Here is a 19,706-nt window from a genome sequence, read left to right as displayed (position 1 = left end):
GGGCCTTCTTGGGTCTGCCGTTTCTGCTGTCGCCGTTGCGGGAGATTCCGTTAAAAAAGCGATGGATTTTGAGGAGCAAATGTCCACGATTAAAGCTTTAACGGGTTCTACAGATGCACAAATGAAGCAGATGCAACAACTCGCGCTGGAGCAGGGAATGGCTACTAAATATTCAGCACTTGAGTCAGCAAAAGCGATCGAGGAATTGCTCAAAGCGGGAATGTCCACCGCTCAAGTCCAAGCGGGCGGCCTTAACGCAGCACTTAATCTCGCAACGGCTGGCGGCTTGGAACTCACGGAAGCTGGGGAGACAATGGCAACGTCGCTAAACGCGTTTAAGAAGGACGGGCTTACAGCGGCACAAGCTGCGGATATTCTCGCGGGTACTGCCAATTCCGGAGCAACCGACGTAAGAAGTCTCGGATATGCTCTCGCGAGTGCGGGCGGCGTTGCGGACATGGTAGGGGTATCGTTCAAAGACTTTAATACCGCGATCGGTCTCGTGTCCAATGACGGGTTGAAATTCGGGTCGGATGCCGGTACCTCTTATAAGTCTATGCTGATGTATCTACAGCCTCAGACAAAGAAGGCCGCGCGACTGTTCGAAGACCTCGGCATCGGCGTCGGCAAGGCAAATAAGTTCTTCGAAAAGGGTAAGATCAAGGACCTAGCAGGCGTGGCTGATGTATTGCAGCAGACTCTCGGCAAAATGTCGAACCAAGACCGGACGGCTACACTGCTGGACATGTTCGGTACGGATGGTGTGAAGGCAGCGACCACGTTGTATAAGGCGGGCTCTAAAGGCGTCAAGGAATTTCAGCGTCAGATGAGCAACGTTACCGCGCTTCAAGTAGCTAAGGAGAAAATGAACAACGCAGCCGGTGCAGTGGAACAACTTGAAGGAGCTATACAGACGCTCCAGATATCCGCGCTACTTCCAACGATGCCGATGATCGCTGCACTCGCAAATAAAGGGTCCGAGCTCGCTATTCAATTAAACAACTGGTTAGACTCCGATCAAGCGAAGACGTGGGGCAACGCGATTAAGTCTACGTTTACCAGCGTCATGGCTGTGCTGGCTCCTGTAGGTCAAGCCGTTATGAACGGAGTTAAATCGTTGCTTCCGACGGCGCAGGCAACATGGACCGCACTCGTAAACGGGGTCACGAACGTAGTTGGCATATTTAAAAGCTACTTTCCGCAGATATCGAGTGCTCTCCAATCGGCTTGGACGTTTATGCAGCCGGTTTTTACGTTGGTCCAATCGGCCATTAAGGCGATCGGCGAGGTTGTGGTCGCGGTATTGCCGACCGTTCTGGACATCTTCAACACGGTATTTCCAATCGCAGCCAAGCTCGTCGGATACCTCGCGCAAGGGATTACGTTCCTCATAGACAATGTTGTGAGGCCAATGCTTCCAACGTTGGGCGAGGCATTTTCGGCTGCGTGGGAAACCGTTAAGCCTATCCTGAAGTTCATGGAAGCGGCGATTGACGCGGTGGCTTCTGCGATTGAGTACGCGTATAAGAAGTGGCAAGAGTTCAAAAATTCTGACGCGGCGCAGGTATTATCCGGTAATTTCTCGTTAGGTATGCCGGAATGGGCGGGCGGCAACGGCGTTATCCAGGTTGAGCGTCCAAGCGCAAACGGACACGCGGGCGGACTTGATCGAGTACCTGCGAATGGTTATCCCGCTACACTTCACCGTGATGAGGCAGTCCTCACGAAGCACGAGGCGTCAGAGTGGCGCGATCAACAGCGCGGCAAAGGCGGAAACACTCCGTCAATCGTTATCCAGAACGTCACGATCAATAATGACATGGACGTTGACCGGTTCGCAAGTATGTTAGCGCGTCGTCTCGCTATGTAACGAAGGGAGAGTAACTCAGTGATTAAATTAATAGACGGAGGCGGCGTATCACAGTTCCGCGACGTAATTAAGCAACTCGGACACAACGTTGAAGTCAACATTGAATACGCAACGATCCTCGCTCCTCCGCCAGCTCTTCGCGTACAGGTCGATAACATGAAGATCGAACTCGACGGAGACGACGTATTTATACTGGAGCATTTGCGTGAACATACTCGGAAGGTGTCCGTTAAAGCTACGAACCCGACTACGCTCGAACTCAACCGATATACACGCGTAACAAAGGAAACGGAATCGTCTGCGCCGGTTAACTCGAAGGCGTTCAGCGACGTGTTTAACTTCGGGTCATTTGCGTCCGGTACGTTCGAGATTACGTTTCACGATACGTTGAAGGCGGGCGACCGCGTAGCCGTTGCGTCGTTTGGCGCGGGACAACGTTATATCGTGTTGGGGCGGATTTAATAACGGGCGGGCTGCGGCTCGCTCTTTTACTTACGAAAGGGGAACGATTGAATTGAATGACGTTGCACGTTTAACGGAGCGCATACGTAAACTCCGTATCGAACAAGGATTAGACCAGTACCCGAAGCTCGTTCCTAAGTTCGTCAGCACTCCGCTGGCGCTCGCTATAATTGACCACCTCAAACCGTTTACCGCGATCGTAGTCAAGTACGCTCGGATTCTAGCCAGCGGCGAGGTTACATGTATTGATACAGACAGACTTTCCCAATACGTTGAGTATGCGAAGCTACTGAAACACGCGGAGGAGAAGCTTTACGGTGTACCGGGCTTGGGTGTTAGATTATCTCTCGGAGTTATTAACCGCGTGAATAACGCAATAGATGAAGACAAGCTGGGTACACTCGATATTAACGCTCAAGTGAGGAGTCTTCATATTGCGCTTAAATGGCTGATGAGTAGGGACACGGTGAAAAAGGTGGGAGCGTTTAGCGATGAGGAAACGTTTCAAGCCGCAATAGCCGACGTGAAGAAACGTATAGAGGAGGAGACCAAATGAGCTCACAGCGTAGACGACTTGAGGAACAACTTACGCCGCAGCAGCAACGGGCCGCGCAATTACTCGTATCTAACGAATGGGGCGAACTACTTTCCGACGGTGGAAAGAAACGCACAATGCAGGAGCTTGCGGACGAACTCGGCATAGCGCGTTCGACGTTGTACGAGTGGAAGGCTCAGACGACGTTCGCTGCTTACGTTAACTACCTGGCCGAGCGTCAACTTGATTCGATGCGGTCGACCGTGTACACTCAATTGATGAAAGCAATCATGGGCGGCAATAACGGTATGCCTTCCGTAAAGGCAATTGACTTGTTCATGCGTAGATACGGGCTGCTTACAGATCGTACGGAAGTTGTTGATATGCGTGAAGAGGCCGAGAACAAGCGTAGATCGGACGAAGCTATCCGCAAAGACATCGAAGAGCTGGACCGATTGCTCGCGGGATAATCCGACGATTCCGGACATATAGCCCGGTTTACCTACACGAGCCTTCCGACGCACGTCCGCCTTACAACTCGGGGGTTGGCTGGCGTGAGGCTTCCGTAGTAGCGGATTTACGCTACACATTCCGGCTGCATACGCAGTGTATAACGGGCGTGGAAACCAGCGTATTTCACTGCATACGTTACCAGCGGGTAGGCAGCCGGATAGGGTGCAAAGCCGCGTAGCTACGGGATTTATATGGATTATACGCTGGTAATGTATATACAGTGCATAGGGTACATTTATGCAGCGTAGTATCAACCGCATAACGGCGCGGGTTCTGAGCGCAGACATATTCGCATAATATGGATTTTGTGCACATGTATGTGAATATTCGCTGCATAAAAGGCGACCGGGTGGTACGTATAGCTGCGCGTGTCCGATCGAAAACAACGCTTATTTACGCTATCAAAAGCGAATGAATAAGCGACTTTTTGCGTGGAGATTGCGAGGGCCTTACCCCCAAGGCCCCTGCGCGACGGCCCGGAATCTGGTGCGTGAGAAATCGGCGTATCAAAATAAACTTCCGAAAATTATAAAGTGCTCGTCTACGGTTATGATTCGTGGGCGGGCGCTTTTTCTTCGTTTATAGGCGCTTGTATACCGGAAATATTTACCGTATAATATAACGGTAGCAACCGCACAGGAGCGGGAGCCTACGAAATCACATCACGCATAAATGGACGGTGAGGTCCTCGGGTACTTGTCGTCAATTTAACGTATATAATCGGTGTAAAACGTTGATGCAGCGGGGTTTCTACGCGCTTACTATTCGTAGGCGACTTAAAATCCTGCGGTAGGTGACTACCGTACCGGTTCGATCCCGGTCCTCGGCATCCTAGTTTTTCGTACGAAACCCTTGATACTCAAGGGTTTTTTGCTTTTTTAGGGATTGAGATCATGGCGCCCATATCACAGGGATTGAGCACCTTTTTCGCTTTTGGGGACGGATTGGGGATGAACTTTAAAGTTACGCATACTTGGACAACTCGGGAATTTTACATCTTCATCCGCTGGAAGTGAAGCGGCCAAGCATGGCAAGTATGTCGGCACGAATCTGGATTATGACGAAAGCGGCTTCCCAATCATTGGCGGCGAAGGCGTAGTTTACTATATAGACAAAACACAGCCTATGTAAACGGAAATGAACATGATAGTTCGCTGTACCAAGTGGTCTTAAAGCATTAGCTGGCCAGCTTCAGTAATTTTTTTAAACCAAAACTAAACCGAAGACAGGACTCAGGGGGTAATATAAACCCAGAGCAAGAAGGATGCCCATTTAAGGCCCAATCCGGGCATGGGGATTAGTGGTAGCCGCATGTTATAAATTACCGATCACTACATAAGAGCAGTAATTCGGAACGTTCCAAAAGAGTACAGAGCGCTCCAGTTGTTGAAGAGGAACCAGAAATACCAGACGATGAAGGTTTGACCTATCCTTTTTAATCCGTCTTACATATCAAATCCTCATTTACTTCTTTTGCAGTACGAAAGCGATGAAGTTCAGGTATTTCCCACCGCCAGCTTCCATTGTTTTGCGGTCATTGACCGCAATCTCATTTTCTTGGTTCAGCCACTCCTCCCAAAGTTCCTCATTGCCCTCCATCTCATATATGGAAATGATTTTGGCGTCTTTACATTGATTTACAATTCCTGTCCAATAGTGAATATCGCGCAGATAGATAAGCTGTTCCGGCGTCCACGAGAGAAGCAATTCTTCCGGCAGATTATCATGGCAATCCTTTTTCATGCCGGGGACACAGGCATAAATATAACCGCCGCTTTTGACGAAAGGCAGTAGCTTTGCATCCAAGTATTCCGGGTCGCGTCCCCAATAATTATAAGAATCTGTGCTGACTACCGCATCGAAGAATTCTTTTTCAAATGGCAAATTGGTGGCGTCAGCCTTGACTGGTATAATCTGTTTGTGAGTTAGCCCCATCTTGTCAAAGAATTTGCGGTTTTCTTCCGGGTCACTCCACAAATCGGCGGCGTAAACAGTGAAACCATAATCTTTGACAAGCATAACGCTTGTAAGCCCCTGCCCGCTGCCCAAGTCGCAAACGAGGCTTCCGGCGGGAATTTTATGCTTGATAAGCATTTCCTCCTGCAATTTTAAGGGGTTAGGTCCCATCATTTTTGCTTGTAATTTGGGTAAGTCGTATTTTTGGCTTTTAATATATTCCATTGTGATTACTCCTTATCTTTACTCATTTTCGCTATATTTTTTTGCATAAAGCGCTCAATGTGCGCCGCAAAAAGATTCGCGGCTTCCTCTTTATCCGGGGATACGTCATAAATACTTAACAACAGGTAATATGGTGCATAAAACTCAAGTGCTAATTGCTTCGGATTACTTTTGCTCAAAATACCTTGCTCTATCATTTCATGGAACAAATCCTCCATATAATCTACCGGCCCACCTGCAAGGCACTTTTGATACAGATCTGCCATATCAGGACTTCTGTATTGCTCCAATGTAATCATTTTGCGAAAATTGCAGCCAAATTCATCCTCTGTCCAAAAGCGGAATTGCGCCTTGATGAAAGCGTTTATTTTATCCACAGAAGTATTGTGGTATGGTAATGGTGCTTTCTCGAATACTTCTTCTGGAACCTCAAATTTCCGCGCTCGCTCATAATCCATTTGATAGATACGCTCCACAATGCTGTCAAATATATCCCGCTTATTCTTGTAGTGTTTATACAAAGCTCCTTTTGTCATTCCAAGCTCCCCGGCAATAGCGCTAACCGAAACAGCTTCATAGCCATCTCGCGCAAACAAGCGGAGCGCGGTATGCAAAATATTTTCTTTTGTATCCGACATCTAGAAACCCCCTCTCAGCAGCAGTGAACCATCGTTCACCACTTATTATGGTAAACGACAGTTTACTTGTCAATAAGTAGTGTCTTTTATTTGAGTTGAATACTGTTCCCATAGCTTGTCATAACCTTTTTGAATGTTCCATGATTTTAGCTTGATAGGTGTTATTAGCATGTGCGTATTTAGCTGTTTGAGCAAGATTATTAACGCATCGGCGTTGTAGGGATACGAGTTCTTTTACGGGTGGCAAGGTCAACATTTACGGCATATCCATCAATCGCCATCTTGCGAATAAATGCACTCTGATTTTGACTGTCCAGTTCTTTCATGCGCTTTTGTAAAATAGCTAATTCCTCTTACCATGATATGTAGCCGCAAATTACGCTTCCGTTTTGGCATACTGCTTTATCCCTTCCATCGACAAACCTGTTTATTTCGTTCTACTTATTAGGACGGAGAATAAAAAAACAGGCGTATCGCTCATTTGAACGATACGCCTGTTTTCAGACATTTTACTTGGCAGTGCCCATAAACAGTCAAGTTTTTATACTGTCTTATGTAAGACTATCATACGGTTGGCTTTTTTTATTGCCTTTTGAAAGGATTTTAGTCTTGAAGAAGAAGCAGAAGAAAGGAATTTTGCTCCTATCGAAAGGATCACCAAAAACAGCAGAAAAAATGTAAAGGATGTGTTTGGGGTAGATGGGATGGGGTCAAGCAGTTTTGCTTACGACCACGCTATGTGTTAAAGAGGATAATTCTTCCTGAATGTCGAATTTTGGAATTAGACAAAAGTTAGGGAGGAAATAGGCTATTAATACTCATCTTCGCCATAACTTTATGGTGTTTAGTGTGCATCCCCATTAAAAAAATACTGGGAGAAAAATTAACAGGATTCATAGCGAGTGCTGGTGTTTTGGTCATTTTATATTTTTGGGGTATTCAATTTCTCAATTAACGAGCATCCTTCGGGGTGCTTTTTCTTTTGCTCTCATGCTACTTATCACAAGTAAATAAAAACAACAGCGTCTATTCGCTGCTGTTTTTGGTTCATTACCTACTCTTTATTTTAACTTTATCTATCTAATCTAATTGTAGAAATAGCATGTTTATAAATCAAATTCTGTATCCCATTGTGAGTACGAAGTAAAACGGAAAATTTATCATATAATTGAATCTTACCTCTCATTTGTACTCCGTTAGTAGTAATGACTGTGCATTCAATTTCATCTTTTAATAGTTTGTTTAGTTGATAGTCTTGGTTGTAGTCAGTTTTAGTATATCCTTCATTCATTGCTTATCCCTCTTTCTTTTTTAGGATTAAAAATAATACAATTTAAATATAACATACACTTGTCAAGAGAGCGTATTCATAAAAAAATGTCAAGTAATCTTGAATCCAAGACACAGTACCGCAAGATCGTTAAGGCAGGCATAGCTCAGTGGGTCAAGGACCTACAGGCTGGGAATATAAAAATGCAGACAGTTCAGGATCTGAACCGTCTGATTGAATTAGATATCAAATTGCAGAGGGATGACTTTTAAGATCGTTCTCTCTAAGTTGTTGTGCAAAGCTTTCTGCCGTTGAAATCATGTCTTATTCCAAGTTACTTTGTAAAATTCTAATCCCCACCGAGTTCAATCGTTTTCGTGGCGACACGGTCATGAAATTCCCGATCATGCTCCACGAATACAATGGTCGGCGTGTACTCAAGCAGCAGCTCCTCAATTTGCATCCGGGAAATCACGTCGACAAAGTTGAGCGGTTCGTCCCAAATATGCAGATGAGCCTCCTCACATAGACTTCTCGCGATCAGAACCTTCTTCTTCTGCCCGCCGCTAAACGCCGATATATCCTTCTCAAACTGGATGCGGGCGAAATCTAGCTTACGCAACACAGCCTTAAATAAGCTTTCGTCAATTCTGTGCTCTGCTGCATAATCGGAAAGCGTTCCTCGCAGATGAGAAGTATTCTGGGATACATAGGAAACGCGAAGCTGCGGCTCCCGCTGAAACGTACCTGTATACTGTAGCGCTTCAGCGTTGAGCAGGCGGAGCAAGCTAGACTTACCTGAACCATTTGGACCTGAAATTGCAATCCGATCTCCTGCTTCGATCGTCAGACAAATGTTCTTGCAAACCGCTCTTTCCCCGTAGTAAACCGTGACGTGATCCAGCATCGCCAGTTCCGATTTGGAATACACGAGCTGAGAGATCGCAAGGCTTTCTGACTGTTCGATATTTCGGAGCAGTTTCGATTTTTCCTCTAAAGCGGCGTGTTGCCGCTGTTCGATGGATTTCGAGCGTTTCATCATTTTTGCTGCCTTATGCCCGACGTAACCCTTGTCAAGCTTGGAGCCGGAATTTCGTGTGCCGTTTTTCGATTTCTCGGTCTCGAAAGACCAGCTACTAGTACGTTTAGCAGAAGCTGATAAACGCTGTATATCTTTGTACAGCTTTTCGTTTTGTGCCATTTCGAACGTATCCTGGCGAGTTTTGTTCGTCCACCAGCTGGAGAAGTTGCCTTTTTGGATTTCGATATTCGTTTTGTTGATCGATAGAATATGATCCACGCAGCGGTCGAGAAAAGCCCGGTCGTGTGAAACAAGAATAAAACCGCGCTTCGTATTCAGATAATCGGCGACAAGCTTGCGTGCGTGCAAGTCGAGATGATTGGTCGGCTCGTCGATGAGCAGAAATCGATTGTCTTGGATGAATAGTACGGCCAGCAATACCTTCGTCTGTTCTCCTTGCGACAGCGATTCGAATGGCCGGTACAACACGTCTTCTGAAACCTTAAGCAGGTTCAGTTCGCGCATCAACTTCCAGCTCTCATAGCTTGGCACGATCTCTTCGACGACGTCTAAGGTTAAATACTCCGGGTGTTCGACGGGAAACGGAAAATAATCAAAGGCGACTGGTGTGGAGATCGTACCGCTGTATTCGTACTTCCCCTGCAGCAGGTTTAAGAACGTCGTTTTCCCCCGACCGTTTCGCCCCGTAAAGCCCAACTTCCAGTCTGTATCAATTTGAAAATGAACATTTTCGAATATGGGGTCATAGCTGCCTGGATAGGCAAAAGTAAGATTGGTTACCTGAATGGCGGGCATGGCAATCATCCTTTCGTTTGGAAATAAAAAAGAGCCGCAAGAAAGGTGCTATCTTGCGGCTCTAATCCATACGAGGAAATACGGCCCCATTCCAAGGGGCCGTATGACTGTCCGGAGAGGGAGCGCAAACGAAACGCAGACCTTTCTTGCAGAGATGAAATAAAACGACCACAGCTGATCGCTGAGTCCGTTCTTTTCGTGATCTCGAAGCAAGAAAAGTTCTACATGTATCCGTTCAACTCCCATCATCAAATTACATTCAGTTTATCATAATAGTAAATTAACTACAACCTGCGTAGTCCCGTTTAGGCTGAAGCCTTGCGTAGGTCGACATGCTCTTTAGATTGATTACTGTTATTCAACTATCCTGCTCGTTCGTATTAGGTTAATAACATATGGTTTTTTTAAAATCCGTAGCGTTATAGCAGCAGAACCAATTTAAGATATAAGTATGAAAGCCTCTGACAACTCAGGGGCTTATTTTGTGTTCAAAGAAAGGTGAAATCAGTAAGGAATATACTTACAATTCACGAGTAAGAGGATTTATTGATGGAAACGGCACGGCCCAATTGAATTTGGAGGATGTATCTCGTGGGCTTGGATTTGTTCGTTCTGTTGCTAGTGGAAATGAAGTTGTCAGATGGGAAAGAGTTAGAGGGCACCTGCGCGATTTTGGCGTGCCCATAAGTGGGTACGATGGTGATGTTGGAAAAGAAGGTCTTCCTGAGTTTATCGCTGAAAATGGAAGTAATCCATTAGATAGCAGGAGAAGGTTTTGCCTTTGCCCAAACGGCATTCAAACAAGCAGGGGGAGAACGTAAGCTTCAGGAGGCATTGCAATATACTACATTGCGTTTGGCGGAACAAGGAATTACTGTATCGGCAGTAGAGATTCGATCCGCGATAGAAAAGGCATATTTGGAGTACAACTCCAAAACGAAGGCAATCGTTACAGAATGACAACCGAAAGAAGAAGCTACTCAAGCGGCTGCGAAGGAGGCTGTATCATCGTTGGCAGCTCAAGTTACGGCAATCCTTTCACAAGCTACTGGAACTGATACCACTGCTGCGACACCCGAACCGGAAAAAGTCTCAAATACAGTTGCTCAAGCGCCTGTACCCAATGAATAAAAAAATAGATACCTAGACTCTAAATGATATGGCAAAGACCCTGTTTATGCAGGGTCTTTATAAAATTATTTAGTTGAAATTATAAATTTAAATGGGTCGAAATTAAGATTGTAGTTTTCCGAAGAACCCTCAGCAATCAATTTTAAATTACCTTTAGAGAGATTTACTCCTTCAAACCTCAGAATACCTTCGGTTTTTATACCTGGGAGTATGTCAGACTGTAACTCAGGATAGTCTGTACCATAATAACTATCTTCTGGTTCAAACTGTTTGCTTCCTTGAATTAACTTAGTGTGGTAAAGGTTAAAGTTAATTGTGTCCTTCGACTTATTCTCAATTGATAAATAAAACCTTGTTTCCTCTTCGGCAAATTCCACTTTCTGAAGAGTCATTACATAGCCATGTTGTTTCACTATTTTGTTTACTGTAATGGTTTTCAATGCAGGGGCTACAGCGGTAGCGTAATCAGTTTTTTCTATTTTATCAGCTTCGATGGCAGGGGCAGTCAATTCCTCGCCATATACATTCTCACCTACATATTCATCTGCAACAATCCCAGTTACATGTATAAAATCGTCCTCTTTGACTTTAAGAGAACTATCAGCATAACCTATCATAGTATTTTTTTCAGAATTTATAGTATCTACATAGGCCTGAATATATATAGCATTACTTTCTTTACTAGGATCTGTAGCTACTTTTGCATAAAAATCCACAGAACGTCCTTTGAACCTTACTGGGTCTGAGTACATTTGCTCGAATTCTTCTTTAGATAGTGGAGCAGCTAGTTTCTCAGAAACAGCTGGTGCAGATTCCGGGGAGACTGATTGCTCTTCATTTGATTGCCTCCCGCAGGCAGCCAATCCCATCATTAGTACAAGGGCACTCATACCCGTTATAATAATCTTTTTGTTCATATTGTGACTTTTCCCCCTGTGTTAATAAATGTAATTACAACGGGAATAGTCTATCAGAACTAGGGATATTTATCCACATACAAAGCAAGATGATTGTTCCCCTTACTCAGAATACATTTAAAAAAATTGTATTGAGGCTTAGCTGCAAAGTTTAATGATTTCTTGGCACAGGCTACGGCAGAGGTAACGCCAGGTGCTCTAGTTCAACCTGAACTTGAGCCTATTTCAGCACCGACAGAAGCTGTTCAAACGCCTGTAACTATGGAGTAAGGTTAAAGCAAATACCCTACCGCTTTTGCTGGTAGGGTAGATTTTTTAATAATATATATCGTCTTCTATTGTATCATAAGATTTTTTGAATTTAATTTTTTTCTTTTTTATATATCTTATTATTGCTAAAAAGGACAGGGGGATAGGAACATAGGTTCCATAGATATTTATAAGCTCTTTAGAGATAGGTGTAAAAGACAACACTATAAAAGAAACTACACAAAATAATAAATAGAATAATAATAGGCCTACTAATAAATTTATAAATTGAAATATGTTAACTAAAAGGCCCTTTTTGTTTAGGTACCAACCAAGAAAAGAAAAAAAAGAGCCGAACAGGGCAGCTAATGAAAATCTTATAATGTAACTTAGCCATACTATATCAGTATACGAACTGATATAAATACCTAAAGCTCCTCCAATAGCAGCACCAAAAATTCCAACTATTGTAGTTAGTGATAAACCGTTCATGTTTGCAGTTCCTTTCTTGAATAATCAATCTTCTTTATATCTAGAGATTACAAGTATTTTTATATAGGAATATTTTTCTATATATATTTACAAAATAGACCAAATGAATTACTCTTATAACAATACATACGGAAACACGTTGTGCAATCCTAAAGCATCGGTGACACCCTATTGGCAACGCTGGTGGGGTGTTTTTATATTCACTTTTCATTGGATATCAAAATAAACAGTTGAAAAGCCGATATCATAATTACCAACGAATGAATACTTAGGAGGATTATAGATGGGTTTTTGGATTCTTTTACTTATAGTCGTGGGACTTATTCTTTCAGCGTTTATAGGGGGTTCTCGGATTGCAAGCAATAATCGTAAACAACCGAAAGTAGAACGAATAGGTGAGGTGGTTGATAAACGGGTAGATTGGACTGAAGGATCGTCTTCAAAAACATTCTATTTAACCTGCGAGTTTGAAAACAATGAGCGCAAAGAAATTTCAGTTAGTAACGATAAATATGGCTTTTTTGTCGTAGGGGATAAAATCAAAGTAACAAGCCAAGGTACTTGGAACTGGGCAGAACGCGTCATAGCGTGAGGTGATCAGCATAATCTATATATAGTATTTATAGAATCACCCAAACGTAATATAGTTTCCATATAAATCCGAAAGCATCGGTAGCACCCTGCTGGCTCAAGCCGGTGGGGTGTTTTTTCCTTTTAAAGGGGGGATTAGGTTGAAGAGGTACGGTGGTATAGTTTTAGCGGTAGTAATAGTAATTTGCATCATATTGTCCAGGAATATATAGGGGAATGAACAGAAAGCAAATGTGGTCCCAGTAACGAAAGTAACACAAGTTTCTACGGAAGCAGCCAAAGAAGACATAAAGCTGGAGTTTCCGTCAGAGAAGTATCCAGAAACATCACAGCACATTAAAGAGGCTATAGCAGCCGGACACTCAAACACATGCACCATAGACCGAGCAGGAGCCGATCATAACCGCGACCTGTCCTTAAAGGGTGTACCCACACGCAAGGGTAAAGATCGTGATGAATGGCCTATGGCGATGTGTTCCGAAGGTGGAGAGGGTGCAGATATTAAGTACATAAGTCCAAAGGATAACCGTGGAGCTGGGAGCTGGGTAGGTCACAAGCTAGACGAATATGGGGATGGGACATGAGTGAAATTTATCGTTAACTAAAGGATTAAGATTCTATCTGCCAAAGTCTGATAGAATCTTTTTTAGCAGGACAAGTTTCCCCTTACATCGACACGCTTAGAATAGTATCTTTATTATATAATCATAACAATACTAGGAGGGAATATTCGATGAAAAAGATTAAACCGATGTTGTTAGTAATGATCGCTGCTTTTCTGATGTTTACGTCAAGCGCATCTGCTGCCAATAGTCGTGTTGATGCATCAAAAAAAGAAGGCGAAATTTATGCTGCAAGTGAGAAGTTATATTCCGACGGTGAACAAGTAGAATTAGATGCATATTTTATTGTTCCAGGGAATGTGGAAATCTACATATTGTTTGAAGACATAGATAATGATCAGACAATACTAATGAGTCAGCTAGTGATGAGACCTGGTATGGATGATGTAAAGAGTTATCATAGAAGCCCTAGTCGAGGATATTACACCATTGAAATTAGAGGCGATGCTAGCGCCTATGCATCAGCGAGACTAAAAAAATCACGTTGATAAATCTGTAGGAAAAGCTCTGCCGACCAATTAAGGTTAGCGGAGCTTTTCCTTTGATGAGCAGAAGGTTTTATCTGTCCCTGCTCTTTTTATTGGGGACAGACTGTAGTATTTTGTGTAGAATACAGTCCAAATGAGAACATATACGAACATATAAAAGCCTTGAGAATACTGGATTTTGGAACTGTATGCCAGTACAGTATATTAAAAACTCATGTCTTAAAATCCTGCGGTAGGTGACTACCGTACCGGTTCGATCCCGGTCCTCGGCATCCTTGATTTATAAGGTTTTTTTCGAAAAAACCTTGTTTTAAAACCAGCTTAAGAGAGAACGAAGGGAAGATCGCATGGCTCTTATGAAGTAATGAGAGCTATGCGATTTTTTTATTTAAAATGTCAGAACCTCGCTCATGGTTTACGCTGAAGATGCCTTGGAACTGTATTCCAAGTGAGAATAGGTGTTAGCTGTTCTGGAATAATTACTGTGTCCCAACCATTCTTGAATTTCTTTCATGCTGATTCCATTGGCAATTTTTCCTTTCGATATAATGATGCTGCGTGCTAAGGGGGTGTACTTTCTTAAATGTAACAAAAGGAAAGGCTGCTCGAATGAGCAGCCTTTCGCCTTAACCTTTTTTTCTATCTACCCCACACCATATTCCACATCCGTCTGCGGTGGTAAGGGTTCTGGGGATCTACGCCGCAGCCCATCAGCCATTGTGCCGCATTTTCTCTTTCAACTGGTGATACCGGTACACCCATACATTCGGAGAGTCGATCAATCATACTGCAGCAGCCATGGTAGCATTTTAAATCCTCATATTTCTGGGCACGTAAAATGCCGCACACTTTGTGAAAACATCGTGGGTCCATCATTCTACGGCGGAATGTTCCCATTAAACGGGGATCAAGTTGGGACATGCTTGTTGTCTCCTTTCACATATGTTCCATTCTTGTCTGTAGCCGGAGTTATAGGTTAAAAACTACTTTTTATCATCTTGAAGACGAGTTAGTATAGCATATGCGGATCGAATAGAAAGTATAGGGTGTATACCTGCAATCCAGGAAAATGGGGCATTTTAGCAGTCTTTATACTTTTGTTCATAGTGACTGAGCGTGAGCAGGGGCCAGATCCGCGGATAACTGTGATACTGGATATAGAAATGCCCCGGAAGACCCGCTCCGGTCGGATATGTTACTCGCTTGCTACCTTCCTCTCGATTCCAGTCGATCAGCAGGGAGGTGGCTTCTTTGATTTCCTTCACAGGTGTATCATGAACCGCAATCAGCAGATCCAGCGCCCATGCGGTGTGAACGACCGTGGAGTAAGGAGCTGCAATGTAGGTTTTCGCTACATCACTCTTGCAGGACTCCCCCCAGCCACCATCCGGCTGTCTCATGCGGAGCAGCCAGTCTGCTGCTTGTTGAATCGCGGGATGCTCCGCTGATAAACCTACCGCTCTTAGTCCTGTTACGGCAGCCCATGTCCCATACAGATACGATACTCCCCAACGGCCATACCAGGATCCATCCCGCTGCTGCCGCTTCAGCAGCCAACGCACTCCCGCCTGTACCCGCGGATGATTCGTTGTTAGCTTCACATGATTTCCCAGAAACTCCAAAGTCCTCCCCGTCACATCTGCCGCTGAAGGATCAAACGCCGTATCTTCGAAGTTCTCTACTGCAAACAGACGAGTCATGAAGGAAGTGCTGTTCCGCTCAAAAGCGGCCCAGCCACCGTCATCATTTTGCCTGCGGAATAAGTACTGTACTCCTTTTCTCCATGACTCAAGACTGTCTGCGTGATAAGACGTGTACCGCGTCAGCGCCCGCAGCACCGCCTGCGTATCATCCACATCGGGATTCGCCTTGTTGCTTTCGGAGAATCCCCAGCCGCCTGTCATGTGCAGCAGAGAGCCTTCTGCCTGCGCCTTCTTCTCTGTATGCTGAAGCGACAGCAAAAACGCTGCTGCCCGCTGCACGGTATGATCCCCTGCTGAAAGCCCTGCCTCCTGCAGCGTGTAGGAGGCAAGCGCCGTATCCCATACGGTGGAAGGAGAATTCTGAATATGCATCCCCCCGTCATCCGTCTTCGTTACAAAAGAGAGCAGCCCCTTCATCGCACGGGAGATCACAGGCGAGTCCGGCTGATAGCCGATTGCCAGCAGCGCATAGATCATAAAAAAAGTGGCACTTGCATAGCTGTGCAGCGTCCCGTCCCCTTCAATATGCTCGAATATAAAACTCTCGGCCTTTTGGATGGAACGGTTTGACCTTTTTCCTTTCACGGATCGTCTGCGGCCGTGGCTCTGATGATGCAGCTTATTGTACTTCGGCGTCGTGTAGAGATGGGAGATGTCTGCACCAGAAGGATGCGGTAGAGTGAATTTGAGGTGCACCAGAATGAGAATCGGGGCGAAATGAGTCCTGACGTACGAGCTCCAGCGGTAAAAGCTAAATGGAATCCATTTCGGGAGATGGATCAAAAATAGAGGCATCGGATAATACGCAGGCCACGGATACAGGTCGTTCAAGGCCAGCATAAACTTAGTGGAGACATGTGCCTTCTCGACTCCGCCGCTGCGGAGAATATAATCCTTGGCCCGTTTCATCGGCGGTGCATCCCGCTCCAGATAACCAGATAACAACAGCGCGGTATACGCCTCTATTGTGGAGGATAGGTGGCCATCATCGTCGTCGTACTGTTTCCATTCGCCTCCATCCGCCTGTTTATACACCAAGCGCTGGGCCAGCTTCGAAAGGAGTTCTTGTTCTTCAGGATACAGGGAGCTGATGAGAATCATCATACTGGCATCCGTCATCGGCCCTGTTTCAAAATCATATCTCCATGACCCATCTTCCTGCTGTTCCGACTGAATCCGGGTCATATAACGGTTGATCTCGGCTTGTACTTTCTCCAGCAATTCCATAAACGTTTCACCCCCTACCTTGGTTTGCTGTATAAGGAATAACAGCATTGTTGTCCGTGATGCTCTTATCGTATGTAGGGGATTCGTTATTGGTGGAGGTGTGTACCTAAAGAACTGTTTAAATTAAAAGGGAAAGTTCGATGCATAAGAAGGAAATAGGGCTTGGGATGGGCTATGTGACGCATGAATAACCGTTGTTCAACATACAATTCCAGCTGGTGACTTCGCAAATGTTGGCATCCATCCCCCAGAAGACAAGCATACAATATGGAATCAGGACTAGCTTGCCACTACATTATCTAAAGGATGGTATGGTGTGAAATTCTGATCTTTACCGCCCACTATCTCGGAAGCTTCAGCGCCATCGGGGCGGTGTTTGTTATTTTGTGTATTAGGAAGATATCATGGAGAACTCGAAGTGTATTACGAAGCTTGGTCTTAGTAAATTTCGGTATGTTGAGAGAGTTGTTTTATGTATAATTGATTTAGGCAGGCGGGAGACCGGGTGGTAATTACATCACATCCTTTCAAATTTTTAATTTAATTCTTAGTGGTCTTTCATCAATTGTTGCGTTAATTTTAACGGTGCGACACTTTTGCAAAGGGTATAATTTTCTTTAAAACGGTACATCTTTTTTATAAACGGTACGATGCCTGTTCCCCCATAGAATACAGAAAATAGGGAGTATAGGTTTTTTATATTTTCCTATTTTAGGGGTTCAGTATACGTTTAACTGGAGGTTTTTTTTTGGATTTAAGTAAATTTATATCAGGAAAAATTTATTTGAATCAATATGTTCATCGTCTAGAACGAAATGGCTCATCTTTTCATTTACATTATTGGGGAGTCATGCCAAAACATTATGACATAGTACCGCATAAACATTCGTTTTTTGAGATATGTTTTGTAGTTGATGGTGAAGGGTATTATATAGACGGCGATTGTACATACTCCTTACAAAAAAATATGATGTTCCTTTCAAGACCAGATGTTTTACACCAAATAAAAAGTAAAGATGGATTAGCCCTCCTTTATGTAGCATTTGAACTAATAGAATCAGAATCAAGTGAAGAATGGATAGGAATAATAAGGGAAGCTCGGAAGTGTTCCAAAGTAGTTGTGCCCGTAAGCGATGATACAGTTGCTACATTGCTTTGGAAATCTCTTCTTATCCAAACAACAAAGTCCGAACAGGTTTTTTATGAAGAAATGCTAACAAACTTAGCTTACTCCCTTATTCTTTCATTACTGCAAATTTTTGTTCCTTATTCACATAGTGATCGCCCAAAAAAATCGGTTGAAATGATTTCTCCACTTCTTCGTCAAGCAAAGTTATACATTAATGATAATCTGGAAAGTCCTTTAAAACTTCCCGATGTAGCTCGTCAATTCCACATATCGGGTCGGCACTTGTCAAGAATATTTGTAGCAGAATTAGGTGTAAGTTACTCAGAGTACGTTCAAAATGAGAGAATACAGAGAGCTGTCGCATTACTTAAAACAACAGATTTATCCATCAGGGATATTTCAATAAAAACTGGTTTTAAAACGGTTCACTATTTTACTCGTGTTTTTCACTCTGTAATGGGTAGTCCACCAAGAGTCTTTCGCTTGCTTTATATAGACTCAAAAACAACTTCATATACAGAGTATTGAACTATCCCCACTTAATGTTATGCATTGAAGTGGTTTTTTTTGTTCTAAAAAGGATATGTATACGACGAATCAATGGTTTTCTTAGAAATATCATGTCTTAAAAGTATAAAAACGCGTCTTGATAATCTAAATACACGTATTGTGTAATATCCTATAATCACAATTGTAAATGAGAAATTTTTATTTATGTTTAATCTGAATGACAACGCTTGCAATAGAGGTTCCAGGCTCAATAGCAACTTAAAAGGGAGGCTGATATTAAGATTACGAACCGATTTTCTATTTAATTTTATGTCTTTAAAATACCATTTGTTCATTATATATGGAGGTATTGTTAATGATGAAAGCTGGCTTAGTTACTGATATCTTAGGATTCATGCCGTTGGAAGAAATGCTTGATACATGTGTAGATCTGAGATTTGAAGCTCTAGAATTAGGGTGTGGTAATTGGTCTAAAGCACCACATATTGATTTGGATGGTTTGCTGGAGAGTACTGTTAAACGTGAGGAATTTTTAAATGCTATTAAAAGTAGAGGGCTTGAAATTGCAGCTTTAAATTGTTCAGGAAATCAACTCGACCCAACGGAAGAGGGAGAAGCTCATAAAGCAGTTATTGAAAAAACATTTCAGCTTGCAGGGCTTTTAGGGGTAGAAACAGTTGTTATGATGTCGGGTTGTCCTAGCGGGGGTCCAAATGATGTGACACCGAATTGGCTAACACACCCTATTTTACCTTCCCATTTTAAAATTCTAGAATGGCAATGGAATGAAGTAGCCTTGCCATACTGGGAAAAAGCCGTGAAAGTCGCGGAAGAACGCGGCGTCAAAAAAATTGCCATTGAGAATCTTGGCTGTAATTTAGTGCATAATCCAGAAACACTTTTCAAATTAAGAAATGAAGTTGGGGACATGGTTGGCATGAATTTTGACCCAAGTCATTTATTTTGGATGGGTGGAGATCCAATTGCAGCAGCAAGGGCATTAGGAAGTGCAATATATCATGTCCATGCCAAAGATGTACGGATAGAAAGAGGAGTAAATGATATACATGGGCTTATCGACGTGAAACCAATGGAAAGTTTTGCTACCCGTTCATGGAATTATGTTGCACTTGGATACGGACACGATGTTGGTTATTGGAAGGAGTTCTTTACTGTCGTGAAAATGGCAGGATATGAGGGACCAGTAGTTCTTGAAATGGAAGATTTAACAATGGAACCGCTTACTGGTGTTAAAAAATCCATGGATGTTCTCAAAGAAGCGTTACCTAGAGATTTTAAGAATACAAGGTTAAGCTTGTCAATCAGTAAATAAAAGAAGG

The 19,706-nt window shown here is 43.6% G+C and carries 19 protein-coding genes; 11 read left to right on the top strand and 8 right to left on the bottom strand.

The features are described 5' to 3' along the window. From WG8_RS15230 to WG8_RS15215, 4 genes are all read left to right on the top strand, one after another. A partial coding sequence (locus WG8_RS15230) for a phage tail tape measure protein (protein ID WP_007431106.1) occupies window positions 1-1,870 on the top strand: 1,870 nt, incomplete at its 5' end. 18 nt (window positions 1,871-1,888) lie between these two features. Next, the gene (locus tag WG8_RS15225) at window positions 1,889-2,332 is read left to right on the top strand and encodes a DUF2577 family protein (RefSeq protein ID WP_007431105.1); all 444 of its coding nucleotides are present in this window, start codon (window positions 1,889-1,891) and stop codon (window positions 2,330-2,332) included. A 52-nt stretch (window positions 2,333-2,384) separates the two neighbouring features. Further along, window positions 2,385-2,888: a hypothetical protein gene (locus WG8_RS15220; RefSeq protein ID WP_007431104.1), complete on the top strand. Its 504-nt coding sequence runs from the start codon at window positions 2,385-2,387 to the stop codon at window positions 2,886-2,888. Continuing rightward, a complete protein-coding gene (locus tag WG8_RS15215) occupies window positions 2,885-3,337 on the top strand; it encodes a phBC6A51 family helix-turn-helix protein (RefSeq protein WP_007431103.1) in 453 nt (150 codons plus the stop codon). Before WG8_RS15220 ends, WG8_RS15215 begins: the two co-directional genes overlap by 4 nt. Before the next feature lie 1,507 nt (window positions 3,338-4,844). Here WG8_RS15215 and WG8_RS15210 read toward each other — a convergent pair. From WG8_RS15210 to abc-f, 4 genes are all read right to left on the bottom strand, one after another. After that, window positions 4,845-5,561, bottom strand: a complete 717-nt coding sequence (locus WG8_RS15210; RefSeq protein WP_007431101.1) for an SAM-dependent methyltransferase — start codon at window positions 5,559-5,561, stop codon at window positions 4,845-4,847. 5 nt (window positions 5,562-5,566) lie between these two features. After that, complete coding sequence (locus WG8_RS15205; RefSeq protein WP_007431100.1) at window positions 5,567-6,199, bottom strand: TetR/AcrR family transcriptional regulator; 633 nt, start codon at window positions 6,197-6,199, stop codon at window positions 5,567-5,569. Window positions 6,200-7,271: 1,072 nt separating this feature from the next. Beyond that, window positions 7,272-7,490, bottom strand: coding sequence for an RNA chaperone Hfq (gene hfq, locus WG8_RS15200; protein ID WP_043891094.1), 219 nt, complete (start codon window positions 7,488-7,490; stop codon window positions 7,272-7,274). A gap of 328 nt (window positions 7,491-7,818) precedes the next feature. Then, the gene (gene abc-f / locus WG8_RS15195; protein ID WP_007431098.1) at window positions 7,819-9,306 is read right to left on the bottom strand and encodes a ribosomal protection-like ABC-F family protein; all 1,488 of its coding nucleotides are present in this window, start codon (window positions 9,304-9,306) and stop codon (window positions 7,819-7,821) included. Window positions 9,307-9,788: 482 nt separating this feature from the next. On the opposite strand from abc-f, the gene WG8_RS28525 reads away from it, so the two are divergent. After that, on the top strand, window positions 9,789-10,127 hold the full coding sequence (locus WG8_RS28525) for a hypothetical protein (protein ID WP_232289109.1): 339 nt from the start codon (window positions 9,789-9,791) through the stop codon (window positions 10,125-10,127). Window positions 10,128-10,140: 13 nt separating this feature from the next. Further along, complete coding sequence (locus WG8_RS28520; RefSeq protein WP_232289108.1) at window positions 10,141-10,266, top strand: hypothetical protein; 126 nt, start codon at window positions 10,141-10,143, stop codon at window positions 10,264-10,266. Window positions 10,267-10,502: 236 nt separating this feature from the next. On the opposite strand, the gene WG8_RS15185 is transcribed toward WG8_RS28520, so the two are convergent. Further along, entirely contained in the window at window positions 10,503-11,354 is an 852-nt protein-coding gene (locus WG8_RS15185; RefSeq protein WP_007431094.1) for a hypothetical protein, read from the bottom strand. 315 nt (window positions 11,355-11,669) lie between these two features. Next, a complete protein-coding gene (locus WG8_RS15180; protein ID WP_043891093.1) occupies window positions 11,670-12,095 on the bottom strand; it encodes a hypothetical protein in 426 nt (141 codons plus the stop codon). Between the two features lie 283 nt (window positions 12,096-12,378). Here WG8_RS15180 and WG8_RS15175 point away from each other — a divergent pair, with 283 nt between their 5' ends. The 3 genes from WG8_RS15175 to WG8_RS15165 all read left to right on the top strand — a co-directional run bounded on the left by WG8_RS15175 (window position 12,379) and on the right by WG8_RS15165 (window position 13,797). After that, complete coding sequence (locus WG8_RS15175) at window positions 12,379-12,687, top strand: DUF2500 family protein (RefSeq protein ID WP_007431093.1); 309 nt, start codon at window positions 12,379-12,381, stop codon at window positions 12,685-12,687. Between the two features lie 232 nt (window positions 12,688-12,919). After that, window positions 12,920-13,270: a NucA/NucB deoxyribonuclease domain-containing protein gene (locus WG8_RS15170; protein ID WP_007431092.1), complete on the top strand. Its 351-nt coding sequence runs from the start codon at window positions 12,920-12,922 to the stop codon at window positions 13,268-13,270. 149 nt (window positions 13,271-13,419) lie between these two features. Continuing rightward, window positions 13,420-13,797, top strand: a complete 378-nt coding sequence (locus WG8_RS15165) for a hypothetical protein (RefSeq protein ID WP_007431091.1) — start codon at window positions 13,420-13,422, stop codon at window positions 13,795-13,797. 639 nt (window positions 13,798-14,436) lie between these two features. Here the strand turns inward: WG8_RS15165 and WG8_RS27145 are convergent. Both WG8_RS27145 and WG8_RS15160 read right to left on the bottom strand, forming a co-directional pair. Continuing rightward, entirely contained in the window at window positions 14,437-14,718 is a 282-nt protein-coding gene (locus WG8_RS27145; RefSeq protein ID WP_007431090.1) for a hypothetical protein, read from the bottom strand. 158 nt (window positions 14,719-14,876) lie between these two features. Then, the gene (locus tag WG8_RS15160; protein ID WP_007431089.1) at window positions 14,877-16,727 is read right to left on the bottom strand and encodes a terpene cyclase/mutase family protein; all 1,851 of its coding nucleotides are present in this window, start codon (window positions 16,725-16,727) and stop codon (window positions 14,877-14,879) included. Window positions 16,728-17,475: 748 nt separating this feature from the next. Here WG8_RS15160 and WG8_RS15155 point away from each other — a divergent pair. Together WG8_RS15155 and WG8_RS15150 are read left to right on the top strand one after the other, a co-directional pair. Next, complete coding sequence (locus WG8_RS15155) at window positions 17,476-18,384, top strand: AraC family transcriptional regulator (RefSeq protein WP_043891092.1); 909 nt, start codon at window positions 17,476-17,478, stop codon at window positions 18,382-18,384. Window positions 18,385-18,724: 340 nt separating this feature from the next. Continuing rightward, window positions 18,725-19,699, top strand: a complete 975-nt coding sequence (locus WG8_RS15150; RefSeq protein WP_043891172.1) for a sugar phosphate isomerase/epimerase family protein — start codon at window positions 18,725-18,727, stop codon at window positions 19,697-19,699. Window positions 19,700-19,706: the final 7 nt, after the last annotated feature.

Origin of the sequence: Paenibacillus sp. Aloe-11 (genome assembly GCF_000245715.1) — a bacterium.
Classification (GTDB): Bacteria; Bacillota; Bacilli; order Paenibacillales; family Paenibacillaceae; genus Paenibacillus; species Paenibacillus kribbensis.
This window is presented reverse-complemented; position numbering and strand designations above follow the sequence as displayed.

Excerpts from the sequence above, each read along its gene's own strand:
- WG8_RS15215 (WP_007431103.1), top strand. The coding sequence starts at position 2,885 with ATGAGCTCACAGCGTAGACGACTTGAGGAACAACTTACGCCGCAGCAG.
- WG8_RS15210 (WP_007431101.1), bottom strand. The coding sequence starts at position 5,561 with ATGGAATATATTAAAAGCCAAAAATACGACTTACCCAAATTACAAGCA.
- WG8_RS15205 (WP_007431100.1), bottom strand. The coding sequence starts at position 6,199 with ATGTCGGATACAAAAGAAAATATTTTGCATACCGCGCTCCGCTTGTTT.
- hfq (WP_043891094.1), bottom strand. The coding sequence starts at position 7,490 with ATGAATGAAGGATATACTAAAACTGACTACAACCAAGACTATCAACTA.
- abc-f (WP_007431098.1), bottom strand. The coding sequence starts at position 9,306 with ATGCCCGCCATTCAGGTAACCAATCTTACTTTTGCCTATCCAGGCAGC.
- WG8_RS15185 (WP_007431094.1), bottom strand. The coding sequence starts at position 11,354 with ATGAACAAAAAGATTATTATAACGGGTATGAGTGCCCTTGTACTAATG.
- WG8_RS15180 (WP_043891093.1), bottom strand. The coding sequence starts at position 12,095 with ATGAACGGTTTATCACTAACTACAATAGTTGGAATTTTTGGTGCTGCT.
- WG8_RS15175 (WP_007431093.1), top strand. The coding sequence starts at position 12,379 with ATGGGTTTTTGGATTCTTTTACTTATAGTCGTGGGACTTATTCTTTCA.
- WG8_RS15165 (WP_007431091.1), top strand. The coding sequence starts at position 13,420 with ATGAAAAAGATTAAACCGATGTTGTTAGTAATGATCGCTGCTTTTCTG.
- WG8_RS27145 (WP_007431090.1), bottom strand. The coding sequence starts at position 14,718 with ATGTCCCAACTTGATCCCCGTTTAATGGGAACATTCCGCCGTAGAATG.
- WG8_RS15160 (WP_007431089.1), bottom strand. The coding sequence starts at position 16,727 with ATGGAATTGCTGGAGAAAGTACAAGCCGAGATCAACCGTTATATGACC.
- WG8_RS15150 (WP_043891172.1), top strand. The coding sequence starts at position 18,725 with ATGAAAGCTGGCTTAGTTACTGATATCTTAGGATTCATGCCGTTGGAA.